This is a genomic window from Methylobacterium gnaphalii, from assembly GCF_007992215.1.
Lineage (GTDB): Bacteria > Pseudomonadota > Alphaproteobacteria > Rhizobiales > Beijerinckiaceae > Methylobacterium > Methylobacterium gnaphalii.
Map to the genome: position 1 here is coordinate 1 of NZ_BJZV01000035.1, position 16282 is coordinate 16282.

Consider the following 16282-nt stretch of genomic DNA (forward strand, 5'->3'; position numbering starts at 1 on the left):
GCCACAGGTCCATAACAGCCTCTAGTTCCACCGGATCGGCCGATCCGATGCCAAACAGCCGACGCTTATCGTGGAGCGTGACGGCCGCCGACTCGTCGTAGGAGACGCGCACGCCGGGCACTGCACGCAGACCTCCGTCGAGATGCCGGCCATCAGGAGATGGTGAGCGCGTAGCCGCGCTCGCCATGGTCAATATCTATAGAAGCATCTCGCCGTCTCACGATCGTCGCAGCTGCCGCAGCGCTTTGAGAAAGACGTCGACGTCCTCGCGGGTGTTGTAGAAGGCCAGCGAGGCGCGGATGGACTGGTCGACGCCGAAGCGGCGGAGCGCCGGCAGGGCGCAGTGGTGGCCGGAGCGCACCGCGACGCCGTGGCGGTCGAGGTGATGAGCCACCGCCTCGTTGGTCTGCCCGTCGATCACAAAGGACATCACGCTCGCTTTTTCGCGGGCCGTGCCGATCAGTCGCAGGCCCTTGATGTCGGCGAGGCCAGCTTGCGCGTATTCGAGCAGGTCGTGCTCGTAGGCCGCGATGGCCGGCAGGCCGATGCTCTCCAGATAGTCGAGCGCCGCACCGAGGCCGACCGCCCCAGCGATGTCCGGCGTGCCTGCCTCGAACTTCTCCGGAGCGCCCTTGTAGACCGTCTTCGAGAAGGTGACGTCCTCGATCATATGGCCGCCACCCTGCCAGGGCGGCATCGCCTCGAGCAGATGCTTCTTGCCGTAGAGCGCACCGATGCCGGTGGGGCCGAAGACCTTATGACCGGAGAAAACGACGAAGTCGGCATCGAGCGACTGCACGTCGATCGGGATGTGCGGGGTCGACTGGGCGGCATCAACTAGCACCGGCACGCCGTAGGCGTGGGACAGCGCGATGATTTCGCGAACCGGGTTCACCGTGCCGAGGGCGTTGGCGACGTGGGTGATCGAGACGATCTTGGTGCTGCCCGACAGCAGCGCCGCGAACTGCTCGAAGATAATCTCGCCGCGATCGTTGACTGGGATCACCCGCAGCGTCGCGCCGGTGGCCTCGGTCAGCAGCTGCCAGGGCACGATGTTGGCATGATGCTCGATCGTCGAGACGATGATCTCGTCGCCCGGGCCGACATTGGCGCGGCCGTAGGAAGCCGCGACCAGGTTGATCGCCTCCGTCGTGCCGCGCAGGAAGACGATGTCGTCCTTCGACGGCGCGTTGAGGAAGCGCCGCACCTTCTCGCGGCCACCCTCGAACAGGTCCGTGGAACGCGCCGCAAGGGTGTGCGCGGCCCGGTGGATGTTCGAGTTGTGACGTCCGTAGAACTCCGAGGTCGCATCGATCACGCTCTGCGGCTTGTGGGTGGTGGCCGCGTTGTCGAGCCAGACCAGCCGGTGCCCGTTGATACCCTGGTGAAGCGCCGGAAAATCCTTGCGGACATGCTCGACGTCGAAGGGCGCGGCCACCGGGCTCGACCCCTGCGAGGTGACGCGCGGCGCCGGGCCGTCACGCCGCGAGGGCTCGACGCGGGGCGAAGCATGCGGCTTCGCGTTCCGCGGAGACCCGGTCAGGAAGTAATAGTCGCCCGAGGCGAACGGCTCGTCGCCGCCATGTTGAACCGTGCGCACGGGATCGCCCGAGAGGTGGCCGGTTCGCTGAAAGTTCTCTTGGGACACGTCGACGCCAGCCTTCGACGGATCGGCCGGCACGAGGCCCGGTGCGATCGCGCTGGCGAAGGCAGCCGCGCGCGGATGATCCGCCGCGATCTGCCGGTGCAGGTCCGGACCGCCCGGAAGGAAGCCGGCGACACTCGGCACGCTCGGCACGAAGAATTCCGGCAAGCGCGCGGGCGCCAGCGGATCGAGCAGAGGATGCACCGACGGGATCGTCGTGGTGTCGAGGAAGCCCGCGCTTACCGGCGCCGGCGTGCCGCCGACCGGGTTGGCCGGCGACGGTCCGGTCAATCCCGGCAGCCCGACGGCAGGGCCACCGAAATTGCGTGCGGCGAGGGCCGACGCGTCGGGCTGGTAGCCCGACGGCAGGGCGCCCGAGGGCGCGGAGAGTGTGCCGACCGGCGCGTCCTGCGGCGAGGCGGGAAGCGACGCGGCGAAGGGCGCGGAGGCGGCGTTGCCCTGGCCGTAGATCTCCCGGGCGAGACGCCCGACGAGATCGGCGTGGGCGAGATCGCCTAGCGCGCCCGCGGGAACGGCGAAGCCGGCCTCAGGCGTAGTCATGGTAGTTGCCCAGCAGCACGTTATCGAGACGGGCGATGGCGTCCTCGACCAGCACGGCGGCCGAGAAGTAGCGCGTCACGAGATGCGAGGCGATGGAGTGGTCGTTGGTGCCCATGTAGCGCACCGATAGGCCCGGCTCGATCTCGCCGGTGACGCCGGACTTCTGCAGACCGACCACTCCCTGCTCGCCCTCGCCGACGCGGAGCAGCAGGATCGAGGTGGTCTGCGCGCCGGAGGCCGGATCGACGTCGATCGGCAGCTTGTCGCTCGGCACCAGCGGCACGCCGCGCCAGGTGATGAACGGTGCGCCGAACAGGTGCACCACGACCGGCGGCACGCCGCGGCGGGTGGCCTCGCGGCCGAAGGCGGCAATGGCACGCGGATGGGCCACGAAGAACGCCGGCTTCTTCCAGACCAGCGTCAGCAGTTCGTCGAGATCGTCCGGCGTCGGCGGGCCCGAGCGGGTCGGAATGCGCTGACGGCCGCCGACCTCGTTCAGCAGACCAAACTCGGAGTTGTTGAGAAGCTCCCACTCCTCGCGCTCCTTCACGGCATCGACCGTGAGGCGGATCTGCTCGCGGAGCTGGTCGATCTCGTTCGAGTAGAGATCGGTGACGCGGGTATGGGTGTTGAGGATCGTCTGGATGGTCGAGAGATGATACTCGCGCGGATCGACCTCGTAATCGACGTAGGTCGTCGGTAGGCGCGGCTCGCCGGTATGGACGGCGAGAAGCTCGATGCCTTGCTCGCCCTGGCTGTTGACGTGGCCCTTCAGCCGGTCACGCTCCTCGACGTATTGCGTGATGCGGGTCTTGATCGCGTCGTCGTCCAGGGCCTTGCGGTCGAGGGTAAGCAGCGTGACCGCCGAGAGCGCCTTCACGGCCGGAGCCGGCTGGCTCTCACCGACGAGGGCGTCGTCGCCGAAGAAGTCGCCGCGGGTGGCGAGGCCGGAGCGTAGGCGGTTCTTGTAGGGGCCGGACAGCGACAACTCGACCGTGCCGTCGCCGACAATGGTCAGGCTGCGGTTCTTGGCGCCCTCCTCCGAGATCGTCTCCCCGGCAGTGTGCTTACTCTCGGTGAAATGGTCGGCGAGCGCAGCGAGTTCGGCGTCGCCGAGGCGGCTGAACACCGGCACGGCGCGGAGCGAGGCCGGGCTGATCGCGCGCTTCTTGCCCTCGGCGGCGAGGTCGATCCGGCCAGGCTTGGCCAGCACGACGGCGCGGCGGTTCACGCGGTAGACGCCGCCGCCGACATTGACGAAGGGCAGGAGCCTCAGCAGCCAGCGCGGCGTGTTCGCCAGGTTCTGGACGGAGGTGACGGTGGCCGTCGATAGATTACGTGCTGCCGATGCGCTCACGCTCAGCCCCGGTCCGCTCATAGTGTGCTGTCTCCGTATTGATCGTGTCGTGGGTTGCTTGAGACGCCGGGACGGGCGGCGGGCGCGAGACATGAGCGCGACTGCACCGGGCGCAGACAAGACTTGCCTGCGCTTGATCCGAGCGTTGGAATCATGATGTCCGCGAACGAAACCTTGATCTCGTGTCCGAACAGCGCCGGTCTAGTCTCTCGTGCCGATTGGGGTCAATAAAACGATCATCTATTTTTCGGCGGATAAGCAGAACATTCGTCCTAATGATGCGGTCTTTGTGGTTTAAAATGCTTTATAACGTAGTCCTAATAAAACATTATTCTACTAAATCGACATCTTACGAGATCTTTCCATCCGATCTTTCCGAAGAACGTTTTTCTTCCGTGGCTCAGATGCCGTCTCCGTAGCCAAAGAACTGGTCCATGCTGAGGGCTGGCGCCTCGTTGGCCGCGAGGCGGGACACCACCTTGGCCGGCACGCCCGCGACGGTGGTATGAGCAGGCACGTCGCTGAGGACGACCGCCGCCGCGGCGACCTTCGCGCCCTCCCCGACTCGGATGTTGCCGAGCACCTTGGCGCCGACACTGAGCAGCACGCCGCGCGCGATCTTGGGATGCCGGTCTCCGCTCTGCTTGCCGTTGCCGCCGAGGGTGACGGATTGCAGGATCGAGACGTCGTCGGCGATCACCGTGGTCTCGCCGATGACAACGCCGGTAGCGTGATCGATGAACACCCCCGAGCCGATTCGCGCCGCCGGATGGATGTCGGCGCCGAACACCTCGGAGATCCGGCTCTGGACGTGCAGCGCCAGGGTCGTGCGGCCCTGGTGCCAGAGCCAGTGCGCCACCCGGTAGCCCTCGAGCGCCGCGAGCCCCTTGTAGAACAGGAACGGGTCGAGATAGCGCCGGCAGGTCGGATCGCGCTCGCGGATGGCGACGAGGTCGCGCACCGCGTGGGCATTCGCGTGCGGGTCGGCCTCGAAGGCCGACAGGCAGAGGTCGCGCATGGCGAGCCGCGACAGGTCGCCGTCGCCGAGGCGATGCGCGAGCCGGTAGGCGAAGGCCTGGGCGATGCTGCGCTGGTCGAGCACCGTCGCCTGCATGATGCCGGCATAGAGCGGCTCCTCGATCAGGGCTGCCTCGGCTTCCGCGCGCAGCTCGTCCCAGACCGCATCGACGGTGGAAGATTGGCTCGTCGTTCTCAGCGGCGCCTGGGGCAGCGACGAGCGTGCCTCGAGAACGGCACCGAGACTCATGCTGGGGTCCTCAATGGAAAGGCTTTTCCGGGGCTGGCCAAGCCCAGCGCGCCGTGAGCACCCCTCTCCCCGCACGCGGGGAGAGGGCTTCGTGCCCGTTCAGGGCATGAAGCGAGGCGGCAGCCGATGGTAAGGGGGCTATGCCGAAGGTGCTTCGTCTGGAGACGTCCCCTCACCTTCGCTCCGGCTTCGCCTCCGCTTGCCGAATGCACGACGAGGTGCATTCGGCCCTCTCCCCGCACGCGGGAAGAGGGAATTGGTGCGGTGCTCGTTATCGGCACCACCTCAGTTCGCCCGCTTCTCGAAGAGATCCGGCAGGTAGCGATACAGGGTCTCGTGCCCCTCGAACTGCACGTCGACGGTCACCGTCCCCTCGGGAGAGGGCCGCTCCTCGTCATGCGTGTCGATCACGCGGCCGGTGGCATGGCGCCAGATGCCGAGCGCCTCGGCGACGTCGAGCCGCGCGAACACGACCTCGTCTCCCGGCTTCATGATCCGTCGCCGGTCGACCACCTCGCAGGGCTGCCGGCTCAGGTCTACCGCCTGCCCCGAAGCGGTTCGGGATCGCTCGCTGGCGGACGCAGAGGCGCTGTCCTCCGAGGCGCCGGTTTCGGAGAACCTTTGCGTTGCGAAAGACCGGTCAAGCAGCATGATGCTTCCGCTAACATATTGTTTCAATTGGATATTTGGTGATAAGCTCCGGATTTGCAAGCCTTGTTTCAAGGCCTCTCTCGCGATACGCGCTGCGAGGCCGATAGTCGATCTCCGCTGTACCACCCAGTTCGGAGGTCAGCGCCCGCTCGACTCGTTGCCCGACGGCGGGACAACGGGCGGCTCGCCGAGCTCTTTCTAGTGGTCCAAATCTTACGGATGGAACCCACGTTCTGGGTCCGCTTGCGACCCATGTCGGTCGTCAATCAACCTGCTCGGCCCGCTTGGAAGCGGATGTAGATACTCTCGGCTGGAAGATGATCCGCTTTGTGAGAGAAGGCGGCATCGCATGTCACGACCGTGCAGATCGGTTCGTCTTAGCTTCGAACGTCGATCTCCGGCGCTCCGAGCACAAGGATGAGACATGAGCGACATCAAGCGACTAGTCTGGAACGAGGTGGCCCCGCAGGGGGCCAAAGCGCTCTATGGCATTCATCACTACATCACCACTGGTACTGATCTACCCAATGAGCTGATCCATCTCGTCTTTCTGCGAGTGTCGCAGATTAATGCCTGCGCACACTGCATCGACTTGCACACCCGGGATCTTCTTAAGACGATGCCGTTCGAGAAGGTCGCCCTGGTTCCGGTCTGGGCCGAGGTACCCCACCTGTTTCCTGACCAATACCGCGCCGCGCTCGCGTGGGCGGAGGAAGTCACGCTGGTCAGCGATACGCACGCTTCCGATGAGGCCTATGCGGCCGCAAGCACAGCCTTCGCGCCCAAGGATCTAGTGGACCTCACGATCACCATCGCGGCGATGAACGCGTTCAACCGCCTCGGTGCACCCTTCCGCCTCCCGGTTCAGGCAAAAATTTAGTCGGTTCTGCGCTCTGTCAGGGGCGGCGCCAGCGCCGTCCCATTCCCGCGGACTTCAATCGATCTCCGGCGGCAGTTCCACGTCTCACGTCGCTGATTTTTTCCGGGGCATGTCACATTGGGACCGACCCGCCTCGTCATTTGTTCGACGGACGCCTGAAAGCGGCAAGGAGCCGCCCCGTCCGTTCTCGAACGAGGAGACGGGTATCATGAAGATCGTGGTGATTGGCGGAAGCGGCCTCATCGGCAGGCATCTGACCGCCGAACTGTCGCGACAAGGACATGAGGCCATTGCGGCTTCACCGAGCAGCGGGGTGAATGCGCTGACGGGCGAAGGCTTAGCCAGGGTTCTTGCCGGAGCCGATGTCGTCGTTGACGTGTCGAACTCTCCGTCCTTCGAGGACGCGGCAGTGCTCGACTTCTTCGAGCGCTCTAGCCGCAACCTCCTCGCAGCGGAGCGCGAGGCGGGTGCGAAACATCACGTCGCCCTATCCATCGTCGGCACGGACCGCCTGAAGGGGAACGGATACTTTCTCGCTAAGGTCGCGCAGGAGCGATTGATCGCGGCTTCCGGCCTTCCCTACACCATCGTCCGGGCGACGCAATTCTTCGAGTTCGTCGCGACAATTGCCCAGGCTTCCGTCGCAGGCGACCGCATCGTTGTTCCCGATGCCGACTTCCAGCCGATCGCCGCCGCCGATGTAGCCGCAGCGCTCGCCGATGTCGCGCTTGCTTCCCCGCGCAACGCGACGATCGAGATCGCCGGGCCGGACCGGCTGCCGTTCCGCGAATTCGTCGCCCACTCGATCGCATCCACCGGCGACCGTCGGGAGGTGCTAGCCGACAGGGCGGCGCGCTACTTCGGCGCCGCGCTCGATAAGGGTTCGCTTGTTCCCGAGCATGCGGAAGCGGCACGGCTCGGGCCGACGCAGTTCGCAAGCTGGCTCGCTGCTGCCTGAACCGCTGCGCTTCTCCCCATCCACGAAGAAAGACTCCTTCCATGTTCAGAGCATTTCTGCTGGGCGCCCTCGTTGCCGTCTCCGTCGTTCCTGCGATGGCGGCCGATGTTGCGAGGGGCGGGGCCCGAGTCACGACGATCTTTGACCATCCACTACCTTCGGTTCCCGGCAAGAGCCTGCGCGGCGTCCTCGTCGAGTACGGTCCGGGCGGGTCCTCACCGTCCCACACCCACGCCGCATCGGCCTTCATCACGGCAACTGTGATTGAGGGCGCGGTGCGCAGCCGGATCAACGACGGCCCGGAGAAAGTCTTCCGCGTCGGCGAGAGCTTTGTCGAAATGCCCGGTGATCACCACGGTGTCAGCGCTAATGCCAGCGACGTCGAGCCCTCCAAGCTCCTCGCCGTCTTCGTCGTGGACACGGCTGACCGGGTTTTGACGACGCCGGACCGGCCCTAACAGCGGCGGCGCGGGAACTCAGCTGTTCAAGGCGGCAAGGATAACCGATGGTCATCCACATTCGCTCAACGGGCTTCGTTTACGAGGAACGGCCCATGTCGCAGGCCGAAATTGCCACGGCGACCTTTGAGTCCCATCGCGTGCGGCTGTTGCGCATTGCCTACCGCATGCTTGGCTCGCGCAGCGAAGCGGAGGATGTCGTGCAGAATGCCTGGCTGCGCTGGGTGGCGGTGGACCAGACGAAGGTCTCTGCTCCCTATCCGTTCCTCGCGCGCATCGTTACGCGCCTCTGCCTCGACGAGATGAAGTCGGCCCGCGCCCGCCGGGAGACCTACGTCGGCGCTTGGCTGCCCGATCCACTCGTCGAGAACGAGGAAGATGGGCTGGACAAAGATGACCTGACGCTGACGCTGATGATGGCGCTGGAGCGTCTGTCTCCGCTTGAGAGGGCGGCATTTCTCCTCCACGACGTCTTCGGCGTGCCGCTCGGCGAGGTGGCGGATGCGCTCGACCGGGAGGCGGCGGCTGTGCGCCAACTCGCCGTCCGGGCACGGCGGAACGTGGAGGCTGCGCGTCCGCGCTTCCCTGTAGGGCGCGAAGAGGGCGAGCGGATCGCACGGGCCTTCTTCGCGGCATCCACCAGCGGCGACACCGCAGCGCTGCGTACACTTCTCGCCGAGAATGCGGTGCTGCGCTCCGATGGCGGCGGCAAGGTTTTGGCCTTCATCAACCCCATCACCGGATTGGACCGCCTCCTGCGCATGTTCGAGGGTGTGCGGCGCAAATGGGGTCAGGGCTGGGCGCAGATACTCGAACTCGTCTGGATCGACGGCTTGCCCGGCTATATCAGCCGCGAACGCGGCGACGTTCTCCAAACCACTGCGCTCGCCATCGAGGACGGCCGGATCACCGCAATCTACATCACCCGCAATCCCGACAAGCTCCGCCACGTCGCGCAGGCGCTCGCGGTGGCACCGGACCCCACCTTGCGGACACAGTAATCAGACAGCGCCCCCCGAAGTCGCCTTACCCGACATTCAGCCCTCAAGGTGTACCCCGGCCGTTGGAAGCTGAAGGCAATAACCGCCAAGGTCGAGGCCAACCGCCCTTTGGTCTTCGGTCGACAGTAGGAAGCAGGCGCGGCGCGATGTCCGCTCTTGCGTGCTGCCGCCCGAAAGCGGATCAGCGGAAATCCACCCTTCTCGGACCGTTCGGGTCGGTACCATCCGTCAGGTTTTCACCACTAGCGCAGCCAAAGACGTTCAGGCGTCGAGCCGCCCACGATGGCCCAGTTGAGGATCAGGCGACTCCTATTGTTCGACAGTGCACCGTATTTGACGGCGTTGGTCGGCAGCTCGTGTAGCGCCATCACGAACGCCAGGCTCAGGCGCAGGATAAGCCAGACCTTCGGGCCACCGGCCTTGAGCCGTTGCGCGGCGCCATTGCGGAACACGCGCTTTCCAGGCCACCACCTGATGGCCGACGCGCAGGGCAGCCTCACGGCTCGCGAACATCGGTCTGGAATGATCCACGCAGATGCCGGCACGGCAGTAGGCGGCCCATGCCCAAGGCCGCGTGCCTCGACTCGTATGAATGGCTTCCGCGGTCAGGCTGTTCTCCAGAGGAGCGGGCTTCAACATCTGGAGAGGCATATTGACTGACGGACAGGAATAAGTTGAACGGCAACTTCTGTTTAGCGCTTTTGACCATAGCATCGAATCGTATGCCCGGCTGGAGAGCGATCTATTTAACAGGCAGCAAAAAAGGGGCCCTGGGCCCCCTTCTCGCTACCGGATTCGCTTAGATCAACCTGGGTTGATCGGGTAAGCGCGAACTCCTGGCCGTGTTTGCACACCCGTCGCAACACCGCTGCTCGGCGTCGCCGTCGGTGGCTGCGAACCGGAAAGAGCAGGCCCGCTCCATCCCTCCGAACGCCAGCTTTGGGCTCGCTGATCCACGTCGATCGAGCCATGTTCCTCAAGGATATCCATGGCCAGGGTGCTCTGGATCTCGTCGGCCTGAACCGTCACCAACGTGCCGCCGCGACGAATGCCCTCGTGATAGGTATGGGCATCGCTTTCGCTGATCCCGGCGCCGGTGAGAGCGCCGACCAAGCCTCCGGTTGCCGCACCGATCCCGGCACCGGTGATAGTTGAAACCAACCATCCTGCCGCGACGACCGGGCCGACACCGGGAATAGCCATAAGGCCAAGCCCCGTGAGGAGACCCGTCGCTCCACCGATCAGCGTGCCGACTGACGCACCCGTCCCGGCGCCGGTTTCTGCCTTCTGAGCTGTATCAGAAGCTGCATTGGCATGGTTCAGGCGGCTGGCATGTCGATCGCCTTCATTGTTGCTGACAAGGCTGATGTCGCTATGCGGAATACCAGCGACCTCTAACTTAGAGACCGCCTTACTCGCATCTTCATAGTCATCAAAAAGAGCCGTGATTGTTTGCTGAGCCATTGAAAACTCCCTAATCGAACTGAGAAGATTTAACGCTTACTGCGCGGCAACATTTCCCTTAAAATCGACACCCACGTTAACGGCCTTACCATTTAGTGTTGCTTGGCCGCGCCAGATGCCTTTATCGTCTTTTTTCAGGCCCTTGATATCCTTGTAACCGGCATTTTCTAACCGCTTGTGCATTTGAGCTTCAGTAAAGCTGTTGGATCCCTCTTCCAGCTTTGCATCGGCCGCAGAATGCGCCGTGGCTGGTTTGCTGGCCTCAGGTTTATCAGTATTCGGGCGTGTTACAGCCTCCTGCCCGCCTGATTTTGCGCTTGTCTTGCTATCAGGAGCGGGCGATCCGGAGGTGGTTGTCTGAGCAAAAGCTGGTCCTCCCAGGATTAGAATTGCTGCGATCATCGAGAGTGCACGCGGCGACATATGACCTCCGGAAATTGTTCGGCAGACACGAGAACCAAGAATGGAAGCAACACGCCCGAGGCTCGGGATGTTCCGCCGATTAACATCGATCGGCGCTGACGCTCGAAGGTCATAAGCCGTGGAGAACGCAGCTAAGCTCGCAATGAACACCGGGGCGTCAGGTCGCAACGCGCGCGACCTGAGCGAGCATCTCCATCAAGGCTGCGCGGGCGCGGCTCACCCCGCTTTTGACGGTGCCGACCTGGCACGTCAGCAAAGCCGCGGCGGTCTCGTAGGTCATCCCTTGCGCTGCCACGAGCATTCGCGCCTCACGCTGTACGACTGGGAGCCGGGCGACGGGGTCCAGACCTTCTGCAGGTCCATGCCGTGTTCTTGCGGCGGTAGAACCGCAAGCTGTGCGGCGGCACTGCCGTCGCTATCTCCAATTTCACGCCTGCGCGTGCGAATGTCACTGTAGAAGTGGTTGCGCAGCATCCCGGCGAATGGGCCCGAGCCGCCGCCGCTCGCCGATAACACGCTTATCGAGGATGTGGTCCTCGGTCTCGTCGAGCTCGTCGGCCATGCGAGCGCCGGTTTCGGCCGTCGAGGTCACGACTTGATCGACGATGACGTCGAGCAATTAAATCGGAGCGAGTATACCGCAGCCTTCCGCAACCGCGTCACGGGCGCGGTCCGGTCCGAGCGCGGGATGGCGTCGGCCGCTGACGAGCAGGCGCGGGCCCATGAAGAAGTGCAGACGTCCGCCCGCATCGACTTTGGGCCTTTTTCCGGTTTCGCAGACGACTTCACCAACCCATTCGAGTACGCGATATTCATGCGAATGGCGGAAGGCTTGGTCTTCGACGTGATATTGGAGGGCAAGTCTGAGGACCTCAACCTGCTTCGCCTGCGTCCTGATCTGCTTCGTTTCGCGCCTGATGTCGCTGGGCGGTTCGGCATCACCGCGCAAGAGGCGACATGCAACGAGACGCTCCTGGAAGAGGACGTCGATGCCGACGACGAGTGCGATATCGATGAAGGTGATGCGGAGGCCACCGAGTGATCCATCAACGTGAAATGGCGACACGGCAGACCAGGACCCGGCGACCTGCTGCGGAGCTCGCCGAGAAAACCGATCCTCAGCTGAAAGTCTTCGGGATGAGCGTAGGTTTCTACGACACCGTCGTCGCTGCTCCGAGCCAAGCTGCCGCGCTACGCGCGTGGGGTACCCGACAAAACCTTTTCAAGGACGGCACGGCGCGGCTAGTCACCGAAGAAAAGGCTACGAAGGCTGCCCTGACGCAACCGGGGGTCGTACTGAGGCGACCGATAGGAACGAAGAAGCCCTTCGGGCTCGACGCGGGTGTTCCCCAAATCCCAGATCTGCCGCGTTCCAAGCCTGCAGCCAAAAAAGCGCCGCCGAAACCGGTGTATCGCAAAGCCCTAGACCGGGCGGAGGCGGAACTGTCTCGTCTGGAGAGCAGGCGTCGTTCCGAGCAAGTGAACTTTGATACCCGACGTCGAAAGCTCGAAGCCGAGGAAGCTGAGGCCACTTCGCATTTCGAGGAGGCGCAGACCCGGGCACGCGAGCGCGTCGAACATACGCGTCGCGCCTATCTCGAAGCGGGTGGGAAGCTAGAAACGTAGTAGCTCAGCTCGCCTTGCGCCGTTTCGCAGATCCCGACGTCTTTCCTTTGGTGGAAGCCTTTCGACCTTTCGAGCCCTTCGCCGAACTGTGCGAACGCGCCTTCTTGCCGAGGCTGGCACGCAGCGCTGCCATCAGGTCGATGACGTTCGTATCCTCGGGCTGTTCGACTTCTTCGACCTTGTGACCTTTGCGCTTAGCCTCGATCAGAGCCTTCAGCGCATCCTCGTAACGGTCGGTGAATTTCGAAGGATCGAACGGAGCTTCCTTCTGTTCGATGATCCGCTCTGCCACCTCGACCATTTCCTTGTCGGGCTTCGTGGCCTTGATGTCGCCGAAGACGGCGTTGGCGTTCTTAACCTCGTCCTTACTGCGGAGCGTCCAGGCCATCATGCCCTTACCGCTTGGCTCGACGGCGATCAGCCGTTCGCGTGTCGAGATGACGGCCCGTCCCAGGGCTATCCGGCCGGCGCCTGCCATCGCATCGCGGATCACCGCGAACGCCTCCTGCGCGAGATCGCCGTCAGGGGCGAGGAAATAAGGATGGTCCCAATAGGTCCGGTCGATCTCGTCAGCGGGGAGGAAGCGCTCGATATCGATGATCTTTGTGCTTTCGAGCTTCACGGACTCAAGCTCTTCCGGAGTGACGAAGACGTACTGATCCTTTTCGATCTCGAACCCTTTGACGAGATCCTTCCTGTCCACGGGTCCAGTGTCGGGATCGGTGGTGACCATCCGAACGCGGTTGTTGGTCTTGGGATTGATGAGGTGGAAGTGAACGTCGCCGGCCGGATTCACCGCCGTGTAGAGCGCCACCGGGCAGGTGACGAGGGACAGTTTGAGGTGGCCTCGCCAGCTCGGACGGGTCGCCATGCTGTCGGTTCTCCCAAGGATTAGCCGACCGCCGGCAGGTCGCCGGTGTCGAGGTGAATGAGGTAGCTGTGCTCGTGTCCGGTCTGCATGTCGCGAACGACCACGCCGACTTGGTTCTGTCCCTCGGCGAAGGCCAGATGCTCGACGTAGGCAATCGCGGCCGCCTCCGAACTCGTTTCACGAACGAGCCGCCCGAGATGCGGGTCCTCGTGTCGGCCCCGGACACGGAAGAGTCGATCTAAATCAACATCGTTCATAGCCCGCTCCTCTGGCCGTAACGTTCCGGACCGCAGAAAGTGCGGGCGACCCTCACTGCTTTGAAAGACGCTTGATCGCTTCGGGAAGCGGTCGAATCGCCTCGCGGTAATCCTCCCAGGCCCTCAGCTTCTCGACGAGCGGCGGCACAGTCCGGATAGTGTATTTCGTCGGGTCGAGACCTTTCCTTACTTGGCTCCACGACAATGGCATCGATACCGGAGCCCCAGGTCTCGCCCGCGGCGATAGAGGCGCGACTGCCGTCGCCAGCCGATCGTTGCGAAGATAGTCGAGGAAGATGCGGCCGCCTCGACGGGCCTTCGACATGTTGATCAGGTAACGGTCGGGCGCATCCGCCGCCATCGCCTTACAGACCTGCCTTGCGAATTCCTTTGCCGTCGGCCAATCGAGCCCCCTGGCGTCGATCGGCGTCACGACATGCAAGCCCTTGCCCCCCGTCGTCTTGCAGAAGCTGACGAGCCCAAGTGTGCCCAACCGATCGCGAATCTCTCGAGCGGCAGCAATAACCTCTCCGAAGGCGACGTCAGGAGCCGGATCGAGATCGAAGACGAGCCTTCCCGGCGTATCCGGCTCGAACGGCTTGCAGTTCCAGGGATGGAGTTCGAGTGCCGCTACCTGCGCCGCGGCGATCAGCCCTTCGCTCCGGTTGAACTGGATGTAGGGCTTGCGGTCGCCCGATACGGTCACCGAGGTGATGAGGTTCGACTGACCCTGGCCGACATGACGCTGAAAGAAGCGCTCTTTGCCCTCGATGCCGTCGGGATAGCGGATCATGGAACAGGGTCGACCACGAATATGCGGAATGAGCCAGTCTCCGATCGCCTCGTAGTAGCGGGCGAGGTCGAGTTTGGCCACTGGCTCGACGTCGTTGGCGCCCGGCCATAGTATCCTGTCGGCATGGGTGACCGTCACGTCCATGACGACGGCCGACCCACCCGGACGTATGGTCCGAATCGGCTTCGCCGTATTCGTCGTAGCTGGAGCAGGTTCGGCAGCCTCCACCTCCTTGGCCGGCTTATCCTCTCGCAGCGCCTTGAACGCGGCCTGCCGCAGCGCGCCATCCGCAGTGAACCCCTCGTACTCGATCTCGGCGACGAGCTCGGGGCGGACCCAATGCACCTCGCCTGCGTTGCGGCGTGTGATCTTGCCGCTGAAGGGGCTTTTGGCGGTCTTCAGCGCCTTCAGTTTCGGAAGGATTTGGGCGACCTTGTCCCGGCCGAAGCCCGTTCCGATGCGGCCGACCTCGACCAGTACGCCGTCGCGGTTCACCCCCGCAATCAATGAGCGGAAAGCTCCGTTCGTGGTCGTGTACCCGCCGATGACGACCTCATGGCCGGCACGGCATTTCGACTTGATCCAGGTTTCGTTCCGTCCGGACGTATATGGGGCATGGAGCATCTTCGAGATAATACCCTCCAGATGCATCCTACAGGCTGACATGAGGACCGTGTCGCCCGCCTCGATAAAGTGATCGACGTAGCGAAGGTTCGGTGAGGCCTCCCCAAAGCTGTTGCGCAGCCTTTCTTTTCGCTCAACAAGGGGCAGATCCCGCACGTCGTCGCGACCATCAAAAAGCTGATCGAATGCGAAGTAGATGAGATCCCCCGTCCGCTTGTTGGAGATAGCCGCCTGAAGCGCGGCGAAGTCCGGGGCGCCGAGTTCACTCAACGCGACCACCTCGCCATCGTAGATGCCGTCTGGAAGCAACGACCCCGCTGAGACGATCTCGGGGTATCTAGTGGACCAGTCCAGCCCCTTCCGTGTCAGGAGAACCGCCTCACCGTCCTCGACACGCATCTGCATACGATAGCCGTCGAACTTGATCTCATGCGCCCATTCCCGCCCGCGCGGGGGCTCGGGAGCGGCCGTCGCCAATTGCGGTTCGATGAAGGCGGGCAGTTCATCCAGGGTTTGAGGCTTCTGAGACCGGCCTTTCGACTTCGGCTTCCTTGCCTTGGTGGAGCTGCCGACCTTCCGGTTGCTCTGCCAAACGGCGCCGGGCTTCGCGCCCTCAGCAGTCATGAAGGCAGAAGCCGCCGCATGTTTGCCAGCCTCGATCTCGGACATGGTTCGCCCCGAAGCGACCGAGCGGTCCTTGTCGGACGGGCCGTCCGCATCCCCGGCTACGTTCGCCTCGTCCCGGTGCTTGATCAAAAGCCAGTTGGCACGCCCCTGCTTGTCGCGACGGGTACGGACGAGAACCCATGATCCATGAAGGCGCTCGCCTTCCATGACGAACTTCAGCTCGCCTTTAACCAGAGCCCGTCCGATGTTCTCGAAGCCAGCCTCGGGTGCCCAGAAGCCCCGGTCCCACAGCATGACGGTGCCGCCGCCGTACTGGCCTTTGGGTATCGTACCCTCAAAGTCTCCGTAGGCGAGCGGGTGGTCCTCGACCTCCATCGCGAGCCGTCGGTCGTGCGGGTTGAGCGAGGGGCCCTTTGGCACCGCCCACGACTTGAACGTGTCCCCGAATTCCAGCCGTAAATCAAAGTGGAGATGACTTGCGGCATGCTTTTGAACAACAAAGCGCAAGGCTTCGGACGGAACAACCTTCGAATCTCCCGACGGCTCGCTCGTCTTACTGAAGTCGCGCTTCTGTCGATACTGAGTAAGTTCGGATTGTTTCATAGCTGGATCCGTCTCGCCTGACCCAACAACCATCGTGGTCTATCCAAAACATCGCCGATCGTGCTCTAGAGGAACGTGCCTTTGGATCGAGCCTTTCCTTTGAGTTTCGGCTGCAGCTCCGAACGCGCGAAGGGTCAACATGCCAGCTTTGGGCCGCCTTCTTAAAAGAGGCATTGGTTTCCGGTGAGGACTTGACGGAAACACCATCGGGGTTGG

The 16282-nt window shown here is 63.5% G+C and carries 17 protein-coding genes; 6 read left to right on the forward strand and 11 right to left on the reverse strand.

Annotated elements, in window-relative coordinates; translation table 11 throughout:
• Positions 1-217 precede the first annotated feature (217 nt).
• The 4 genes from MGN01_RS20445 to MGN01_RS20460 form a co-directional block, all read right to left on the reverse strand.
• A complete protein-coding gene (locus MGN01_RS20445; RefSeq protein ID WP_147048681.1) occupies positions 218-2206 on the reverse strand; it encodes a cysteine desulfurase in 1989 nt (662 codons plus the stop codon).
• The gene (locus tag MGN01_RS24455; RefSeq protein ID WP_147048683.1) at positions 2193-3584 is read right to left on the reverse strand and encodes a family 2B encapsulin nanocompartment shell protein; all 1392 of its coding nucleotides are present in this window, start codon (positions 3582-3584) and stop codon (positions 2193-2195) included. The genes MGN01_RS20445 and MGN01_RS24455 overlap by 14 nt, the downstream gene beginning before the upstream one ends.
• Positions 3585-3963: 379 nt before the next feature.
• Complete coding sequence (cysE, locus tag MGN01_RS20455) at positions 3964-4830, reverse strand: serine O-acetyltransferase (protein ID WP_147048684.1); 867 nt, start codon at positions 4828-4830, stop codon at positions 3964-3966.
• A gap of 285 nt (positions 4831-5115) precedes the next feature.
• Positions 5116-5322 carry a hypothetical protein gene (locus tag MGN01_RS20460; protein WP_147048685.1) on the reverse strand — a complete coding sequence of 69 codons (207 nt, stop codon included), beginning with the start codon at positions 5320-5322 and terminating at the stop codon, positions 5116-5118.
• A gap of 583 nt (positions 5323-5905) precedes the next feature.
• Between MGN01_RS20460 and MGN01_RS20465 the strand changes: the two genes are divergently transcribed.
• From MGN01_RS20465 to MGN01_RS20480, 4 genes are all read left to right on the forward strand, one after another.
• Positions 5906-6361 (forward strand): carboxymuconolactone decarboxylase family protein, encoded by a 456-nt coding sequence (locus MGN01_RS20465; protein WP_147048686.1) that lies wholly within the window; start codon positions 5906-5908, stop codon positions 6359-6361.
• Positions 6362-6569: 208 nt separating this feature from the next.
• Complete coding sequence (locus tag MGN01_RS20470; RefSeq protein WP_147048687.1) at positions 6570-7319, forward strand: SDR family oxidoreductase; 750 nt, start codon at positions 6570-6572, stop codon at positions 7317-7319.
• A gap of 41 nt (positions 7320-7360) precedes the next feature.
• A complete protein-coding gene (locus MGN01_RS20475; protein WP_147048688.1) occupies positions 7361-7777 on the forward strand; it encodes a cupin domain-containing protein in 417 nt (138 codons plus the stop codon).
• Between the two features lie 95 nt (positions 7778-7872).
• Positions 7873-8778: a sigma-70 family RNA polymerase sigma factor gene (locus tag MGN01_RS20480; RefSeq protein WP_170246087.1), complete on the forward strand. Its 906-nt coding sequence runs from the start codon at positions 7873-7875 to the stop codon at positions 8776-8778.
• A 242-nt stretch (positions 8779-9020) separates the two neighbouring features.
• On the opposite strand, the gene MGN01_RS20485 is transcribed toward MGN01_RS20480, so the two are convergent.
• The 4 genes from MGN01_RS20485 to MGN01_RS24255 all read right to left on the reverse strand — a co-directional run bounded on the left by MGN01_RS20485 (position 9021) and on the right by MGN01_RS24255 (position 10945).
• The gene (locus MGN01_RS20485) at positions 9021-9230 is read right to left on the reverse strand and encodes a hypothetical protein (RefSeq protein WP_147048690.1); all 210 of its coding nucleotides are present in this window, start codon (positions 9228-9230) and stop codon (positions 9021-9023) included.
• Positions 9231-9582: 352 nt separating this feature from the next.
• Complete coding sequence (locus MGN01_RS20490) at positions 9583-10242, reverse strand: hypothetical protein (protein ID WP_147048691.1); 660 nt, start codon at positions 10240-10242, stop codon at positions 9583-9585.
• A gap of 36 nt (positions 10243-10278) precedes the next feature.
• A complete protein-coding gene (locus MGN01_RS20495; RefSeq protein WP_147048692.1) occupies positions 10279-10665 on the reverse strand; it encodes a PepSY domain-containing protein in 387 nt (128 codons plus the stop codon).
• A gap of 157 nt (positions 10666-10822) precedes the next feature.
• Positions 10823-10945, reverse strand: coding sequence for a hypothetical protein (locus MGN01_RS24255; RefSeq protein ID WP_238258459.1), 123 nt, complete (start codon positions 10943-10945; stop codon positions 10823-10825).
• 183 nt (positions 10946-11128) lie between these two features.
• On the opposite strand from MGN01_RS24255, the gene MGN01_RS20505 reads away from it, so the two are divergent.
• Complete coding sequence (locus MGN01_RS20505) at positions 11129-11707, forward strand: hypothetical protein (RefSeq protein WP_147048693.1); 579 nt, start codon at positions 11129-11131, stop codon at positions 11705-11707.
• Positions 11704-12291 (forward strand): hypothetical protein, encoded by a 588-nt coding sequence (locus MGN01_RS20510; protein ID WP_147048694.1) that lies wholly within the window; start codon positions 11704-11706, stop codon positions 12289-12291. Before MGN01_RS20505 ends, MGN01_RS20510 begins: the two co-directional genes overlap by 4 nt.
• Before the next feature lie 4 nt (positions 12292-12295).
• Here the strand turns inward: MGN01_RS20510 and ku are convergent, their stop codons facing one another.
• The 3 genes from ku to ligD are packed head-to-tail and all read right to left on the reverse strand — an operon-like array spanning position 12296 to position 16066.
• Positions 12296-13162 (reverse strand): non-homologous end joining protein Ku, encoded by an 867-nt coding sequence (gene ku, locus MGN01_RS20515; protein ID WP_147048695.1) that lies wholly within the window; start codon positions 13160-13162, stop codon positions 12296-12298.
• Between the two features lie 20 nt (positions 13163-13182).
• Positions 13183-13419 carry a DUF5961 family protein gene (locus tag MGN01_RS20520; protein ID WP_147048696.1) on the reverse strand — a complete coding sequence of 79 codons (237 nt, stop codon included), beginning with the start codon at positions 13417-13419 and terminating at the stop codon, positions 13183-13185.
• 52 nt (positions 13420-13471) lie between these two features.
• On the reverse strand, positions 13472-16066 hold the full coding sequence (gene ligD / locus MGN01_RS20525) for a DNA ligase D (RefSeq protein ID WP_147048697.1): 2595 nt from the start codon (positions 16064-16066) through the stop codon (positions 13472-13474).
• Positions 16067-16282 lie beyond the last annotated feature (216 nt).

Coding starts and splice junctions, on each gene's coding strand:
- MGN01_RS20445 (WP_147048681.1), bottom strand. CDS start 2,206: ATGACTACGCCTGAGGCCGGCTTCGCCGTTCCCGCGGGCGCGCTAGGC.
- MGN01_RS24455 (WP_147048683.1), bottom strand. CDS start 3,584: ATGAGCGGACCGGGGCTGAGCGTGAGCGCATCGGCAGCACGTAATCTA.
- cysE (WP_147048684.1), bottom strand. CDS start 4,830: ATGAGTCTCGGTGCCGTTCTCGAGGCACGCTCGTCGCTGCCCCAGGCG.
- MGN01_RS20460 (WP_147048685.1), bottom strand. CDS start 5,322: ATGAAGCCGGGAGACGAGGTCGTGTTCGCGCGGCTCGACGTCGCCGAG.
- MGN01_RS20465 (WP_147048686.1), top strand. CDS start 5,906: ATGAGCGACATCAAGCGACTAGTCTGGAACGAGGTGGCCCCGCAGGGG.
- MGN01_RS20470 (WP_147048687.1), top strand. CDS start 6,570: ATGAAGATCGTGGTGATTGGCGGAAGCGGCCTCATCGGCAGGCATCTG.
- MGN01_RS20475 (WP_147048688.1), top strand. CDS start 7,361: ATGTTCAGAGCATTTCTGCTGGGCGCCCTCGTTGCCGTCTCCGTCGTT.
- MGN01_RS20480 (WP_170246087.1), top strand. CDS start 7,873: ATGTCGCAGGCCGAAATTGCCACGGCGACCTTTGAGTCCCATCGCGTG.
- MGN01_RS20490 (WP_147048691.1), bottom strand. CDS start 10,242: ATGGCTCAGCAAACAATCACGGCTCTTTTTGATGACTATGAAGATGCG.
- MGN01_RS20495 (WP_147048692.1), bottom strand. CDS start 10,665: ATGTCGCCGCGTGCACTCTCGATGATCGCAGCAATTCTAATCCTGGGA.
- MGN01_RS24255 (WP_238258459.1), bottom strand. CDS start 10,945: ATGACCTACGAGACCGCCGCGGCTTTGCTGACGTGCCAGGTCGGCACC.
- ku (WP_147048695.1), bottom strand. CDS start 13,162: ATGGCGACCCGTCCGAGCTGGCGAGGCCACCTCAAACTGTCCCTCGTC.
- MGN01_RS20520 (WP_147048696.1), bottom strand. CDS start 13,419: ATGAACGATGTTGATTTAGATCGACTCTTCCGTGTCCGGGGCCGACAC.
- ligD (WP_147048697.1), bottom strand. CDS start 16,066: ATGAAACAATCCGAACTTACTCAGTATCGACAGAAGCGCGACTTCAGT.